This is a genomic window from Pseudomonas sp. NFACC16-2 (assembly GCF_900119205.1).
Lineage (GTDB): Bacteria > Pseudomonadota > Gammaproteobacteria > Pseudomonadales > Pseudomonadaceae > Aquipseudomonas > Aquipseudomonas fluorescens_Q.
The window spans coordinates 62,672-77,161 of sequence record NZ_FPIX01000016.1 but is presented as its reverse complement, the minus strand read 5'-3'; the positions used below and the strand labels follow the sequence as shown (position 1 = coordinate 77,161).

Here is a 14,490-nt window from a genome sequence, read left to right as displayed (position 1 = left end):
CTCGATCCAGCTTTGCTGACGGTCCGTCCATGCAGCAAGGAGGGAGCGGGGCGGCCAGGATCGAAATGCGTGAACCGTGGCAGGCCGACAGCTTTATTCACCGACATTTTGCCGGGGCCGATCAGATACACCGTTTGCGCGCGCTGTTATCCGTCCAGGAGTCTCTGGTCCATCTGCTGGATGATCGCGAAGTTCACCGCCAGGTAGCCAGCAAACTATGGAACGGGGAGCTGTGTGCTTACGTTTTTCCATACCAACGGCCGATGCCCGTTCGCGTACCGGCCTCGGTCGCGGTAGAAGAGGTCGTTGCGCCGGTGTCTGCCGCAGCCCGCAAGCGTCTGCCAGTAAAAGCCTCATCCGAATCTGCCAGTCGACCTGAGCCGGTGGTACTGACATTCGTGGAGATCGAGTTGTTGGATATGCAGGGGCAGCCCGTTGCCGGGGAGTCCTATGTCATTGCATTACCAAACGGGACCCAGCACAGCGGTGTGCTTGACGGGCTCGGACGGGCGAGGGTGGATGGCCTCGATCCGGGCAACTGTCAGGTGACGTTTCCGGAATTGGATCGGCATGCGGTGGAGCGCTGGAAGGGCTCATGAATTGGACTTGAGACGGATATGCTGCCACGCGGCGTCCAAATCTTGGGGCATGCCGGCGCGCTTGCGCAGCCCGGTGGCCTTGGGCGTGATCCAGGGTTTCGGTGGGTCTGGCAATGGAAATGGCATCACTGTTTCGGGAATATTGCCTATTTTCAGTTTAGCGACGGCCTCGGCAATTTCCTTCAGTGTGACGCGCATGCTGCTGGTGCTGTTGCTCACATCTTCGTTTGCGCAGGCCTGGCACCGACGGTCGAGCTCAGCGGTAAGTTGCTCACCAGCCTGACCGATCCTGACCACTTCGTCGCACCAGGGCGCTGTCTGATTCAAGCTTCGATTCAGGGTGAACGCTTGTGTCGCATGGTTGAGTCTGACGACGATCTGGTTGCAATGGACAGTGAGGTCTTCTGCGAGATCCGGCCCATATTCCGTCAGGTTCTGGTTCATCGTGTCCATCGCGCTGCTCCATGTATCCTTGTCGCACTCATAGGTTTCCAGGGCATTCCAGACATCAAGGACATCGCGCTCGTGGCTCAGAAAAGCAGTGACAAAAGCCGGGTCGTGACGGGGATAGCCTTTTTGGTCCTTGTAAAATTTGGCGTGCAGAGCCATGACCTTTGCCAGGCGGTCCCGGCAGACGTATTCGATGTGTGTTTGCTCAAATCCGGCATTCCATAACGGGGCATACGCACCAAGGGTGTCACGCGAGGCTTTCAGCGCCTCCATGTCCGCTTGGTAGGTAGCCAGGATGACCGCATGCAGGCCGAGCCGGGGAAGTTCGTGGACGCTGCGGGTGGCCGGCGCATTCCCGCTTTGTGCGGCCTGCAGCTGAGTGATGTGCTCGCGTGACTGCAGCACGTGTCTGGTCAGCTCCAGGCTCCAGCAGGCAAAGGCATCCATCGCCAACGCCGAAAACGGCGCCTGGGGCGTCGTCGAGTAATACAAGAACTCGATGGCCGAGCGGGTTTGATCCTCCGACACGGGGTAAGCGGTGTAGCGTTTCACTTTGTCGCGCAATGTTGGCACCGTCAGGGTCTTGAACCACTCGTCTCCACGCTGCCATTTCAGGAACTCGATCGTTAGGTCGAGGCTGTGGGTCATCTCCAGAAACACGCCTCGCAACATTGCCAGGTGTCGCGTGCGGGCGAATACAAGCTCCTTGCGGTTCAGGCCGAGGACAAGAATGTTCTTGCCACCCCTGTCGCTCGTGGGCTGCATTTGTTGGTTAAGGTCGTCGAGAGGAGCGGGGACGGCTTCTCCCGTCTCTGAATCGAAGCTGATGTGTTCGCGCGGATTCTCGGTGACAGGATTGATCAACACCGGCCTTTCGGCATTGCTCGGGTTGTTCCACGCGTCGTGTCGCGGTGGACCCAAACGACCCCATTCACCAATGGCTTGCCAGAACTCGTCCTCGGTGTCGAAGTCTTCCAGGCGCGGCGGTGGGGTCGTCAGGTTGTCCGGTATCACGTCGAAGTAGTTTTTCTTGTAGGTCTCATTGCACTCCTTGCATGACCACAAGTGGTTGCTCCAGTCATAAACGTATTGGAAATAGCCGAGGTTATCGAGTGCCTGGGCGCCCACAGGGACGAAACCGTCGTGGCGTTTTTTCGGTCGAAAGTGCTCGACATCCCCGCCTGCGGTGCTCATGAAGCGCGCCTCGCAAAAGGCACACTTGCCATATTGGTCCACCTTCAGCAGCGCCTTGGCGTGAGGCGGCTTGTACTGATCGTCGTCGATGACGATCTTCACCGCGCCTTTTGGAACACTTTTTGTTTTGGCGGTGTTGGTGCCTTTGGTGCAGAGGACCACCATGGCGCCAGCCTGGACAGCTTGTTGGATGCCTTTTTGCATCTCAGCATGCGAGCGCTGTAGCGCGGGAGGGGCCGTTGGCGTTTTGTGAACCTGGATCATAGGGACGCCTCTCCATGGTAGCCGTGGAGCGTCGCGCGTACGGCATCGCTCAGCAACTCATCGTCGTCAGGCAATCCAGCCTGCATCCTGAAAGCACCGATGGCCACCCGGGTCGCGTCATTCATCTGACCATCGCATTCGCCGCTGAAGTAGCCGAGGCCACGCAAGCGTTGTTGCACGCCCTTGAGGGTGCTGATCGGGTCGAGCGCGCGAAGCCTCAATGGGTAGTCGCGGGAGAAGCCGTCAAAGGTTACGCGTACCGTGATGTCATCGGCGGTTGGCTCGAGCGGCCAGACAATATCGCCGTTCGCTTCAGCCGTGCCACGCCCCAGCAGCGTGTCACCACGCAGTACTTCAAAGTGGCGCGCCAGGCCTTGTCCGGCGAGCGCATAAGGACGAAACCGAAGCAAGGCAGGCGTGTTCAGCACGCGGAAAGTGTGCCTTCGCCCGGTGGCGTTCTGTTCGAAGGTCGCTTTCGTGCGCGGGGGAACGAACAATAGATCCCCCGACGCGAGCGTCGTCCCGTCCGGGTGTTGCTGGCGCAGGTTGGCATTGCGTGGGTGATCCCAGAGTGTCGAGCGCGCGTGTCCATAAGCGTAGGCCACGCTGTCGACACTTTCGGCGGCTCCCAGTGCCAGAACGATGCCGTCACCGCCAGGGTCCGATCTGGCATTCATACTGTCTATCCTTGTATGTCGCACTGAGGTCGTGTGTAGGAAATCGCACCAATTCAGCAGGCGATTTAAACCTTAGTACGTTATGTGCCTTTTTGGGAACACGGAGAACTTGGCGACAGTGGGTTGAGGGATATCGGTGACGTCACGGTACAGCTTTGGCTTGAGAGGATGAGATTGGCTTCAAATCCAGCCATCAATGGGGGCCATGGGAATATCTATAAGTACACATAATGTATATTATGTTAAACATCATATGAGTAGTTGTTTACGCTTTCGCCTGAGCCGTCTGCCTCCTACCTCCCCCTCAGCTCCAAAGAACAGAACGCCTAAGCATCAGCGGCAGCCTTCAAATGTTCGCTAAATCGAGTTTTGCATCGCTAGTCTGGCGACTTTCTACGGACCTTGAACCTAGAGGCCGCCAATGGGCTGATGGCGAAGCGGCGAGGTTGCGCTATAAATAGACATACAGAGGTACCTCCAAGTAGTAGCTGGAGTTTATCAGCAGCTAAATACATGCTTGAGGTGGCCTATGACTAATACTGACACTGGTAATACCAAGTCGCAGCCTGATGTTCTCGATCGCCTGATCGAAGACCGCCGGAAGGCACTTCCAGAAACCGATCGTCCGCCGGACCAGGAACAACGCTGGGGTTTGGCACTATCGGGGGGAGGAATCAGGAGTTCAATTTTCTGTTATGGACTCATTTCGGCGCTGGCCAAGGCCAAAGCTTTCTCGCGCTTTGACTTGATGTCTACTGTTTCCGGAGGCGGTTACATCGGCTCAATGGTAGGCAGGCTCGCCCAGAGTGCCGAGTCTGCAGAAGCGTTACAGGATGAACTCGGCGCCCATGGCGCCACCTCGCACCATAGAAGCTGGCTACGCGCAAACAGCCGCTACCTGACGCCGCGCGGCGGTCGGGATCGACTGTTCGGGGTCGTTACCTTCCTGCGCAACCTGGCAGGTGTTCACTTGGAACTGGGCTTCCTTGCGATATTGCTGGCGTGTGCCCTAGGTTTCATCGATATCCTGGCCTGGTACGGGATGGATTATCTGATCAAGGCAACCCCGTCCCTACCCTATGGGTTCACGCCCATCCAACTCTGGGAGTGGGTCTCGAAGTGGCCCACGCTTTGGCTGGCATTACCAGTACCCATACTTTGGGCGATCGGGGCGGCGACCTGTTATTGGTACATGCCGACGTCCGGGCGCGAACATGCTGAGGTGGACAACGCTTCGCACAAGGTCACGCGTCAGCTAGCGCTTGCCGTGCAAACAGGCATAGCCTTGGTCCTCCTAGGAGGCATTGATTGGGTTGCCTGGCGCTTGGCCAAGCAACCGGCACATCTGTTTACGCTCGGGGTATTTTTCGCTTCCATCCTATCGGTGCTCCGCCTAGCGCTTCCCATGTTCCAGCAAAATGGCAGTTCTTCAGAGTTCTTACGGCAGCGGTTACCAGCGCTGCTGGACTTGGCTGGGAGGTTTGGACTGCTGGTGCTGGCCATTTTCTGGACCAGCCTGGTCCACGCCTTTGCAACCCTCCGAGTCTGGGATTTTCAGTGGAACCGGGTGGACTTTGTCGGAGCCGCCTGGGCACTCGCCGTTCCTACAATCATTTCACTAGGATGGATTGCCCTGTCCGGGCGCAATCTTGAGTTTCTCAATCGCTCGTCGCTGCATAATTTCTATCGATCGAGACTGTCTCGTGCTTATCTGGGCGCCGCGAACCTACAGCGCAAGCAGGGCTCGAAGGTCACGGAGGTCCACGGCAACGATGATGTGCCACTCAAGGACTATAAGCCGCATCTGAACGGTGGGCCTGTTCATATCATCAATGTCTGTATAAACCAGACGTACCAACGCGAAGGCCTTTACAACATTGATCGGCAGGGAGACTTGATGTCGCTGGTCGGTTCCGGGTACTACAAGGTCCAAGGGAGGCAATGGCTGCAACTCAAGGCAGGTACCCTCAGCACACTGGGTACCTGGATGGCCGTTTCCGGTGCTGCCGCAGCGCCCGGCATGGGCAGCCTCACGCGGCCAGGCATCGCGTCTGTGTTGACCACCTTGGGTGTGCGCCTGGGTTATTGGTGGCGCACTGGCGATAAAGACACGCAGTGGTCCTCTATCTTGCTTCCGAAGTACAAAGGCCTTTATTCCGAACTGCTGGCGAAATTTGCGGGAACCGCCAGCAACACCCAGTACCTTAGCGATGGGGGCCACTCGGAAAACACGGCGGTATACCCGTTGCTTGAGGCACGCTGCGAACTGATCGTAATGGCCGATTGCGGCGCTGATCCGGCCTACAAGTTCCAAGACCTGGAAAACCTGATTCGCCGTGCCCGCATAGACATGAATGTGGACATTCGATTTATCAGTCCGCCGCAAGGCAGTGACGCGCTGTTCGGTTCCCTCGACGAGCTGGCTTCGCCGTCTAAAACCGCCTGCCTGGCATTAGCTCGGATCAACTACCCTGACAAAAACCTGCCTGGGGTGTTGGTACTGGTAAAACCGAACCTGACACCCGGCCTGCCTGAAGATATCTATAACTACAGTCGCGATTGCGAGGACTTTCCTCAGGACTCTACGGCGGATCAGTTTTTTGACGAGGCCCAATGGGAAAGCTACTTCTCGCTGGGCTGTCATCTGGGCGGGGGGCTGGATGAAACCAGGCTGCGTTCACTGATCGCGGCCGTTCAGAATGATGGCTGGGTTAATACCCGGGCGAAAGCGTCCTTGGGCGATACCTCGGCAGCAAATGTCACTGGCACGCCCACCGCAGTGCCTGCGGACAGCGCAACCACTGACGAAAAATCGCGAAGACCACTGCGCATTCCGATGAAATCAGCGGCGGCAGCAGGGCTGGGACTGGGCGTGATCGTCAGCTCGGCTTCAGGGCTTTGGGTCGCATTCGAGAAGGTCCAGGTAGATAGCAGCGCGGGCAGCGATCAGGTACTTAAACCGCTGTACGACGCTTACGGAACGCTTCCGGTGAGCATGGATGGCGGACAACTCAACGACTCGGTGGGGCGCATGGCTGCGCAGTTGTTGACCACCTGGCAGACGCTACGCGCCCATGACCAGCAGGATCTGTTTCTGAATAACCCGGAGGCTCTGGACATGTTGCGCATGACCTATGGCCTGTGTACGCGCATGAACGACAAATTGGCGGTATGTAACACGCTGATCAAGACATTCCAGTGCCCGAGCAAGCCTACCGCCTCTCTGGTCAATCAGAACGACGGGTACTGGGCGCGCGAAGAACCTGAGAAAACAGCGCGCATGAATGAACGCAAGAATGAACGCAAGGCAGACACCTACTGCGATACCGACGAGCTCGATAGCGAAAGCCAGCAAGTCGCAACTACAACCCTCGAGCAGGAAACTCCGGAATTGCCCTATGTGGTGGCGTCTGCCCCCGTACTCACCAGCATCACAGCGAGCACGTGGCCTTGGGCTCATTTCCCCTCGTTCAGCCACCAAGTAGCCGCCTACCCCATCACTGAGAATGGCCAGGCATCGAACAACGTACCGGCCTGCAAGGGCATTACGATCTTCATCCAAATCTACGGCCCGAACGGTCGTGACAATGTTCGCGCCTTGCGATCACTTTGGCGGGCTGAGGGCGCTTCAGTGCCACCCATCGAAGACGTATTGGACACCGCCCGCAGACAAGGCCGCAGCGCACCGACGCCGTACGGTATGCCCACGGTCATTTATCACCAAGAAGATGCTAAAGCCTGCGCCGAGGCTCTTCCCAAACTGGCCTCCAAGCCAGAAAAGAGCTGGGTCGTGGTAGAGCTGAACAAACGCTTCGAGAAGTTTGCTGGCACCATCGAAGTTTGGTTACCGCCAACGGCCGCCGCCGAGGGGTTTTCCCAATGAGCGGAGGATTCGCTAACCACGTCGATGTGACCATGGCGGAACAGGCGGCGCGATCTCCTGTTCGATTTTGGCGAGACATTTGAGCTAATTCTCAAAACTAATGGAACAGCTTCTCACATCTATTGAGCCAACCTAACCTACAGCCCCCGTTTCATCGTTGGTTGCCTGCCGCTTCCTGCCTCAACGTAGTTGCGCTTCATCGCGCGCGACTTGGCCCAGTCGGCACGTCAGGTCGCTATAAGCGATAGGCCCCTGTTGAATTCGCGGCACCAAAGCTTTTCAATAGCCGCAGGATGGCCACTTGCCAGTCATCGCCACGGAAGCCCTTTGACAGATCAGGATTACGACTGACATGTACCATGATGATCGCGAAATCAACGCCGACAAATTGATCGAAACGCTTGAAGCCCAGGTAAAGAGGCTCGCCAGTATCCCCGAGCACGTACGACTCTTGCTAATGCTGGTGATCGTCGCCAGGATCAGCAAGCCGTACAACATTTTGAACACGCTCTCCCAAAAACTGATGGAGCACCCGGAGCTTGCTTCGATCAAGCTCAGTGACTTCAGCAGTCTGCTGCATGAAGCCGAGAGTATTATCGAGCCTGGCGAAAACGCAGACTTTTTAATCACTCATCTGGCCGCGAAAGCAATTTCATTGGCATTAGGTATTGATTACCGCCATCCGAAACTGGTCGCCGCATTGGTTGGCACCATTCAGTCGACCTTGCCGACGCCCCTGTTTGAAGCAATCCCGAGTACAGCCGAACTGTCGCTGGGGTTGCTCGGTGACTACCCGAAAGACTCTTTTCCGATGTCCGACGATGTTAGCCAGCATCAATGGGATCTGATCACCATCCGCTTGGCAGCAATGGATATCAGGCCTAATTTCATCGCATTCAAGAATCATCGTCGAACCGTTCAATCGACGGTCCTCCTGGACGCGCCCTACCCTGACCCAACCCAAATGCTGTACGGGCTTCAAAATATGCTGGACGATCAGGTACAAGGTCGGCTGGTGCTCATTCATAACTGGACCCGCGCCAACATGGGGGATACGTGGTCGCGCTTGTACGCGTTGATCGAGAACCGTGCCCAAGTGGAAGCGGTCATCGCCTTCAGCAGCCTGCCTACTGTTTCAGATTACTGTACGGCGATTATTATCAATACTGCTCCGACTCAGCGAGAAACGCTGTACATCGATGTTTCCCTGTCAAACAAATCGCTGCCACCGTTGGATGGTATCGAGCGGATGCTCCTCGCCGGCTGTATCTACAACCTTTGGCAAGGCCGCGTCGCCCACAGTTACTTCGAGTATCTCTCCAGTGATGTAAGGCGTTTTCTCAATAGCTATTTCAGCGCTGGCTTCAGGCCAATTTCGCGGCTCTGCAACGCAATTGAGAGGCGGCCTGGCAATGTCTTGAGGGCCGTCCTGACCAAGAGACTGTTACTCAAGGCCGCGTCTGGCGAATCTTCGCAGCGAACCCGTTCGGATAACAGCAAATTGATTGCGGATGTGCTGGAACAGCGTGGCAGGCCTTGTTGCGTCTATATCATTGGCAACAATGGCGAAGGAAAGAGTTTCCTGCTAACCGACATCGTCTACCAACTGGTGGAAGCTGGAAAACGCAGTGTAGGCCTTCCCTTGTCCCATGCTGACCGTTTCCCGGTCGACGACGGCACTATCAAGCATCTTTTCGAGTACAAAGGTGCTCGCAGGACCCAGATTGCCAAGGAGGTAAGTGCCATTTCGTCCGCACCAGGCAAAGTCGAGTTGCTTAGAGAGTGCCTGGGGCTGGTCGGATTCCGTTCCCAGATTTATCTGATCCTGAAGTCCGAGCTCAGCCACGACCGCTTCGGCGTCCCTCGTCGAGAAACACTTGATCTTTCAGATGTTGACGATAGGCGCTACTACAACCGTGACAGAAGTTCGATCAGCGAGTACGAGGTCAACTTCATTCGCGAGGGGCACCGTACGATTCCCTTCGACAACCTGAGTTCTGGGGAGCAAAGCATCATTGGCCTGCTGATCAAGATCATTGCCTCGGACGCCGACCGGCCGACGTTTCTGATCGACGAGCCTGAGATCAGCCTGCACGTTAGTTGGCAGCAACGGCTTCCTCGCATCCTCAATCTCTTGAGTGATCGCTTGAATGTTTCCTTCGTAGTAGCTACTCATTCACCGATCCTCATTGCCAACGCAGCGGATGACGATATTTGCTACGTGTCCAGCATCGGCATCCTGGATGAGATCCCTATCATTGAGCGACACTCCGTGGAGACGCTGCTCATGGATGGTTTCGAAACCTATACGCCGCACAACCGTGAAGTCCATGAGCAGTGTGCGAAGCTGGTTGCCTCACTTATCTCGGATGCGAACACACCCAACGCGGCCATCAAATCTGAAACAGCGATCGAGAAGCTCAAAACCTTCAGGACGACCATCCGAAAGAACGGCCAAGGTGAAGATGATGAGCAACAGGCCAGCGATCTTGATTTGATCGAAAAAACCCTGGCTGCGATCGTGATGTTGCGTGAAGAAAGCGAGCCTCGCCATGGTTGATCTCACCCAGGAATCTATGGACGCCGCACTAGCACGGTATGAAAGTGATTGCCACGAGCGTGAGATTCATCGCAAGAAGACACTGGAACATCTGTCGACCCAGAATGCCGCAGCCATTGCCGAATTCAAACGACGCCAAAAAGGACTGCCCGCCTCGAAACAAGATCTATGGAGCAAACTGACAAAACACAGAAAAAGCTTCAAATCCGGTGTAACCGGCCCGTTAATCCGCAAAGCCTTGCGAGCTTTCCTGGAGCGGGAGCAGAACGGGCTGTGCTGTTACTGCCAGCGCCCACTGGTGAATATTGCCTATGCCAAACCCATCGAGCACATTCTTCCGCGTGCGACGTTCGTCCAGTACACGTTTCACTTCTGGAACCTGGCGATTGCCTGTTTCGACTGCAACCAGATAAAGCTCGACCATGTCTGGACCAGCGTCGATAAACATGGACTGGAGGATTATCCGGCACCTGCTGCGTTCATTGAAATGTATCACCCAAGGTTTCATCGTTTTGCCGAGCATGTACGCTTTATTCGCGTACAGACCAATGATCACATCGTTTCGATCTATCGAGGTGTAAGCGACCAGGGCCGGCATCTTTGTCTTAATCTGCTCAAAGATCTATCAGCACGTGAGATTGTGCTCAACAGCAATCCAGAGTTGAAAGGAGCGTTGGAGGTGATCAATGCTCATGCGTCGTCAAATGAGGGCGCCTGGGCGCCTGAGCTGGAGGCTTTTCACCAGGCACTTGCGAAGTCCACTTCCCAATTGATAAAAAATGGCGCGCTGCCCCGTTAGCGTAAAGCGACTCATTGAGGGCGGCAGCAGTTCAACCTAAAGATCATCAGGCCACTGCTGCCACTGCACTCCATTGATGAGATGCCCACGGCGAATGAACAAACCACTGTTGAAGGCCTTGAGTAATCGGGAATCGTCGGTCCCGTTGAACCCTCGTTCGCTGGCATTCACGACTTTTCTGAGATTCCAATTGGAAACCTTGGAAGCTGCATATTCGATCCCCACAGTCCCGTTCATGCGCTTCTCGTGTCGGTAATTCAAACACCAATTCAACAGAGGGTAAGTCTCGCGCTGTGCCTCATCCATTAGAAACCTGTTCAAGTTGCTGGGCGCACGGAAGTCGAGTTTGTCCGTGCATCTGAACGCAACCGATGCGGCATTCGATGGATCTCCCTCTCGATCGAACAAATACTCCCAGAGGTACCGCTTCACAGTGTTGGACTGGTCGATAGACTGAAGGGTCTGACGGCTGATCCACCGTTTGACATCCTTGAACATGGCTCCGGCCTTGGGGCCGAGATTCAAGCCTATGCCAATCAGGTACCACTGGATTCTGTGGGTATGCTCACCGTGCCAAGGACCGGCACCGAGATCCTTGAAGGGGCGTCCCGATGCCAGTTGATCGTTGAACAACGACAAGACGTTACCGACCAGCAAGTCTGCCGGTAAGTGCTTGCTGGAAAAGAACTCCTTGTCGACATTGAAGCCGTTATCGGCCTCCCAGCGGGACAGCACGGTAGTCAGCAGCTTGCTAGTCGTTTCCTTTGCCAACTCGGCAAACCTATGGAATTCATTGGGTGTGCCTTTCTTCCATTTTTTTCTCATGCCGCTCAGATGATTGAATAGATTCAACACCGTCTCTGGCGTAATGGTGACGCCCTTGGAGCGTAGAGCCGCCTGGACAGCCATTGTCCGTTCAGAGAACAACAGAAATAACTGGTGCTCCAGATACGCCAGCGCGCCCCTGCAATTTTCTTCCGCTGACAGAAACGCCCCCACATCGCAGAAGTCCTGGAAGTAGGCGCTGTTCTGAAACGCTTGGGAAAAGTGATTGGTGAAGTCCAAAGCTACACTGGCTTCGCTTTGAGCGGGCATCGCGTTTTCCTCCATGAATGGCCTTTTCAGCTTAGTCCCGGAACACGGCGCTGCACGCTCTTTGGTAACCGTGATCCGGCTGTTTTAGCTGTTTTCTGAATAAATCATATAACTAAAGAGCCTAACCAATGCCCTCCTGTCGCCTATCTTGAAACACAATTCAGCGCTGTTCCCTTGGTCGAATAGCTTCTCGAGATAACGGCAGACGTTATCCATGGAAACGGATTCTGCCATCCGTCGGCGCTGACGGGTGTGAATTACGAGGCGATATGGAGATCACGCAAAACAACCGTTTGGTGCAAGTCGACAGCCCCCTCGGCGGCGATGTCCTGTTGTTGCAAAGCATGGAAGGCAGCGAAGAGCTGGGGCGGTTGTTTCACTACGAATTGGACCTGACCTCCGAAGACCGGGCAATCACGTTCGACCAATTGCTGGGCAAGCCGATGGGCCTGACCCTGGAGCTGTATGACGGCGGCAAGCGCTATTTCCACGGCATTGTCTGCAGTTGCCGGCAATTGACCGGCCACGGTCAGTTCGCCGGTTACCGCGTCAGCTTGCGCCCGTGGTTCTGGCTGCTCACCCGCACCTCCGACTGCCGGATTTTCCAGAACAAGACGGTGCCGGACATCATCAAGCAGGTGTTCCGCGACCTCGGCTTCTCCGATTTCGAGGACAGCCTGAGCGGCAGCTACCGCGAGTGGGAATATTGCGTGCAGTACCGCGAAACCAGCTTCGACTTCGTCAGCCGGTTGATGGAGCAGGAAGGCATCTATTACTACTTTCGCCATGACAAGTCGCGGCATGTCCTGGTGCTGGCCGACGCCTATGGCGCTCACTCCACGGCGGCAGACTATGAATCGGTGCCCTTCTATCCGCCCGATCGGCAAATGCGCGAGCGCGATCATTTCTACGACTGGCAACTGGCCCGGGAAGTCCAACCCGGTTCGCTGGCGCTGAACGACTATGACTTCCTGCGCCCACGCGCCAGCCTCGAGGTGCGCTCCAGTGTGCCGCGCACCCACACGAACGCCGACTACCCGCTCTACGACTACCCCGGTGAGTACGTCCAGAGCAACGATGGCGATCACTACGCGCGTACCCGCATCGAAGCCATTCACAGCCAGTTCGAGCGTGTGCAATTGCGCGGACGCGCCCGCGGCATCGGTTGCGGTCATGTGTTCACGCTGACGGGATATGACCGCGCGGACCAGAACCGCGAGTATCTCGTGGTGGCCGCCCGTTATCAGATTCGTCAGGACGCCTATGAAAGCGGACAGTCGGACGTCGCCGAACAGTTCGTCAGCGAACTGGACTGCATGGATGCCAACCAGGCCTTCCGAACTCTGCCCCTCACGCCGATGCCCATCGTTCGTGGACCACAAACCGCCGTGGTGGTGGGGCCCAGTGGCGAGGAGATCTGGACCGACCAATATGGCCGGGTCAAAGTGCATTTCCATTGGGATCGCCATGACCAGTCCAATGAAAACAGCTCCTGCTGGATTCGTGTTTCCCAAGCCTGGGCCGGCAAGAACTGGGGATCCGTGCAACTCCCGCGGATCGGTCAGGAAGTGATCGTCAGTTTCCTCGAGGGCGATCCGGATCGGCCGATCATCACCGGCCGTGTCTACAACGCCGAACAGACCGTGCCCTACGGGTTGCCGGCCAATGCCACCCAGAGCGGGGTGAAAAGCCGCTCGAGCAAGGGCGGCTCGCCGGCCAACTTCAATGAAATCCGCATGGAGGACAAGAAAGGCGCCGAGCAGCTGTTTATCCACGCCGAGAAAAACCAGGACATCGAGGTCGAGAACGACGAGACCCACTGGGTTGGCCATGACCGCCGCAAGACCATCGACAACGACGAAACCGTGCACGTCAAACACGACCGCACCGAAACCGTCGATAACAACGAAACCATCACCATCGGTGTGGATCGCACGGAAAAGGTCGGCAATAACGAAAGCATTTCCATTGGCGTGAACCGTACCGAGAAGGTGGGCAGCGACGAGAAAATCACCATTGGCGCCAATCGCACCGAGAACGTGGGCAGTAACGAGACCATCACCATCGGCGCGGACCGCACCGAAAAAGTCGGTGCCAACGAGAAAATCAGCATCGCCAGCAACCGCACCGAGGACGTGGGCGGTAACGAGACCATCGGCATCACCGGCAACCGTAACGAAACGGTCCAGGGCAACGAAGGCATCGAGATCAACGGCAACCAGAGCACCCAGATTGGCCAGAACGAATCCCGCGACGTCGCCCAGAACCGCACCACCAACATCAAGCAGAACGACAGCCTGGACGTTGGCAAGCACTTCTCCCTGACCGCCGGCGACTCCATCAGCCTGACGACGGGCGACGCCAGCATCACCATGAAGAAGGACGGCACGATCATGATCAGCGGCAAGAACATCACCATCGACGGCTCCGGTGCCATCAAGATCAAGGCCAGCAAGAATGTGGTCGTCAAAGGCCAGAAGATTCTGCAGAACTAGCCATGGAGTAGGCGCTATGACCGTTGAATACCACCTCCCCGCCTCCTCCACGCCAGTGCGCGTGGAGGGCGTCGTGATTGGCGTGCTTCTGGATGTGCCCAAGGCGGACGCCCCAGTGGTGGCCTTCCCCGGTTGCCCCGCTGACACAGGCCTCGCTGCGCGCACTACCACACCGCTGAGCCGAGAGGACATCGGCGCCCAGGTCGCGCTGATGTTCGAGGCCGGCGACGTGGCCCGACCGCTGGTGATCGGCCGCATCCAGCGCCTGCCGCAAACCGCCACGCCAGCCGTCGCCCACCTGGACGGCGAGCGCTTGGAATTTACAGCCGAGCGGGAAATCGTCCTGCGCTGCGGCAAGGCGAGCATTACCCTCACGCGCGAAGGCAAGGTGTTGATCCGAGGGGCCTACCTCTCGAGCCGATCATCCGGCGTGAACCGCATCAAGGGCGGCTCGGTACAGATCAACTGAGGCAG

Annotated in this window: 9 protein-coding genes; 6 read left to right on the top strand and 3 right to left on the bottom strand. The window is 56.7% G+C overall.

Translation table 11 applies throughout. From position 1 onward, the window contains the following. The first annotated feature begins 65 nt into the window (after positions 1 to 65). Positions 66 to 599, top strand: coding sequence for a carboxypeptidase-like regulatory domain-containing protein (locus BT116_RS15350; RefSeq protein ID WP_139209454.1), 534 nt, complete (start codon positions 66 to 68; stop codon positions 597 to 599). Here the strand turns inward: BT116_RS15350 and BT116_RS15345 are convergent. Beyond that, positions 594 to 2,507, bottom strand: a complete 1,914-nt coding sequence (locus BT116_RS15345) for an HNH endonuclease family protein (RefSeq protein WP_072345269.1) — start codon at positions 2,505 to 2,507, stop codon at positions 594 to 596. The two genes, BT116_RS15350 and BT116_RS15345, sit on opposite strands and share 6 nt — an antisense overlap. Beyond that, positions 2,504 to 3,184, bottom strand: a complete 681-nt coding sequence (locus tag BT116_RS15340; protein WP_072345267.1) for a peptidoglycan-binding domain-containing protein — start codon at positions 3,182 to 3,184, stop codon at positions 2,504 to 2,506. Before BT116_RS15340 ends, BT116_RS15345 begins: the two co-directional genes overlap by 4 nt. Before the next feature lie 529 nt (positions 3,185 to 3,713). Between BT116_RS15340 and BT116_RS15335 the strand changes: the two genes are divergently transcribed. From BT116_RS15335 to BT116_RS15325, 3 genes are all read left to right on the top strand, one after another. Beyond that, the gene (locus BT116_RS15335; protein WP_072345265.1) at positions 3,714 to 7,067 is read left to right on the top strand and encodes a patatin-like phospholipase domain-containing protein; all 3,354 of its coding nucleotides are present in this window, start codon (positions 3,714 to 3,716) and stop codon (positions 7,065 to 7,067) included. Positions 7,068 to 7,419: 352 nt separating this feature from the next. Beyond that, the gene (locus BT116_RS15330) at positions 7,420 to 9,627 is read left to right on the top strand and encodes an AAA family ATPase (protein WP_072345263.1); all 2,208 of its coding nucleotides are present in this window, start codon (positions 7,420 to 7,422) and stop codon (positions 9,625 to 9,627) included. Beyond that, positions 9,620 to 10,426 (top strand): HNH endonuclease, encoded by an 807-nt coding sequence (locus tag BT116_RS15325; protein WP_072345261.1) that lies wholly within the window; start codon positions 9,620 to 9,622, stop codon positions 10,424 to 10,426. The genes BT116_RS15330 and BT116_RS15325 overlap by 8 nt, the downstream gene beginning before the upstream one ends. A gap of 36 nt (positions 10,427 to 10,462) precedes the next feature. Here the strand turns inward: BT116_RS15325 and BT116_RS15320 are convergent, their stop codons facing one another. Continuing rightward, on the bottom strand, positions 10,463 to 11,521 hold the full coding sequence (locus BT116_RS15320) for a LirA/MavJ family T4SS effector (RefSeq protein ID WP_072345259.1): 1,059 nt from the start codon (positions 11,519 to 11,521) through the stop codon (positions 10,463 to 10,465). A gap of 269 nt (positions 11,522 to 11,790) precedes the next feature. On the opposite strand from BT116_RS15320, the gene BT116_RS15315 reads away from it, so the two are divergent. Continuing rightward, on the top strand, positions 11,791 to 14,016 hold the full coding sequence (locus tag BT116_RS15315) for a type VI secretion system Vgr family protein (RefSeq protein WP_072345257.1): 2,226 nt from the start codon (positions 11,791 to 11,793) through the stop codon (positions 14,014 to 14,016). A 16-nt stretch (positions 14,017 to 14,032) separates the two neighbouring features. Next, a complete protein-coding gene (locus BT116_RS15310; protein WP_072345255.1) occupies positions 14,033 to 14,485 on the top strand; it encodes a DUF6484 domain-containing protein in 453 nt (150 codons plus the stop codon). Positions 14,486 to 14,490 lie beyond the last annotated feature (5 nt).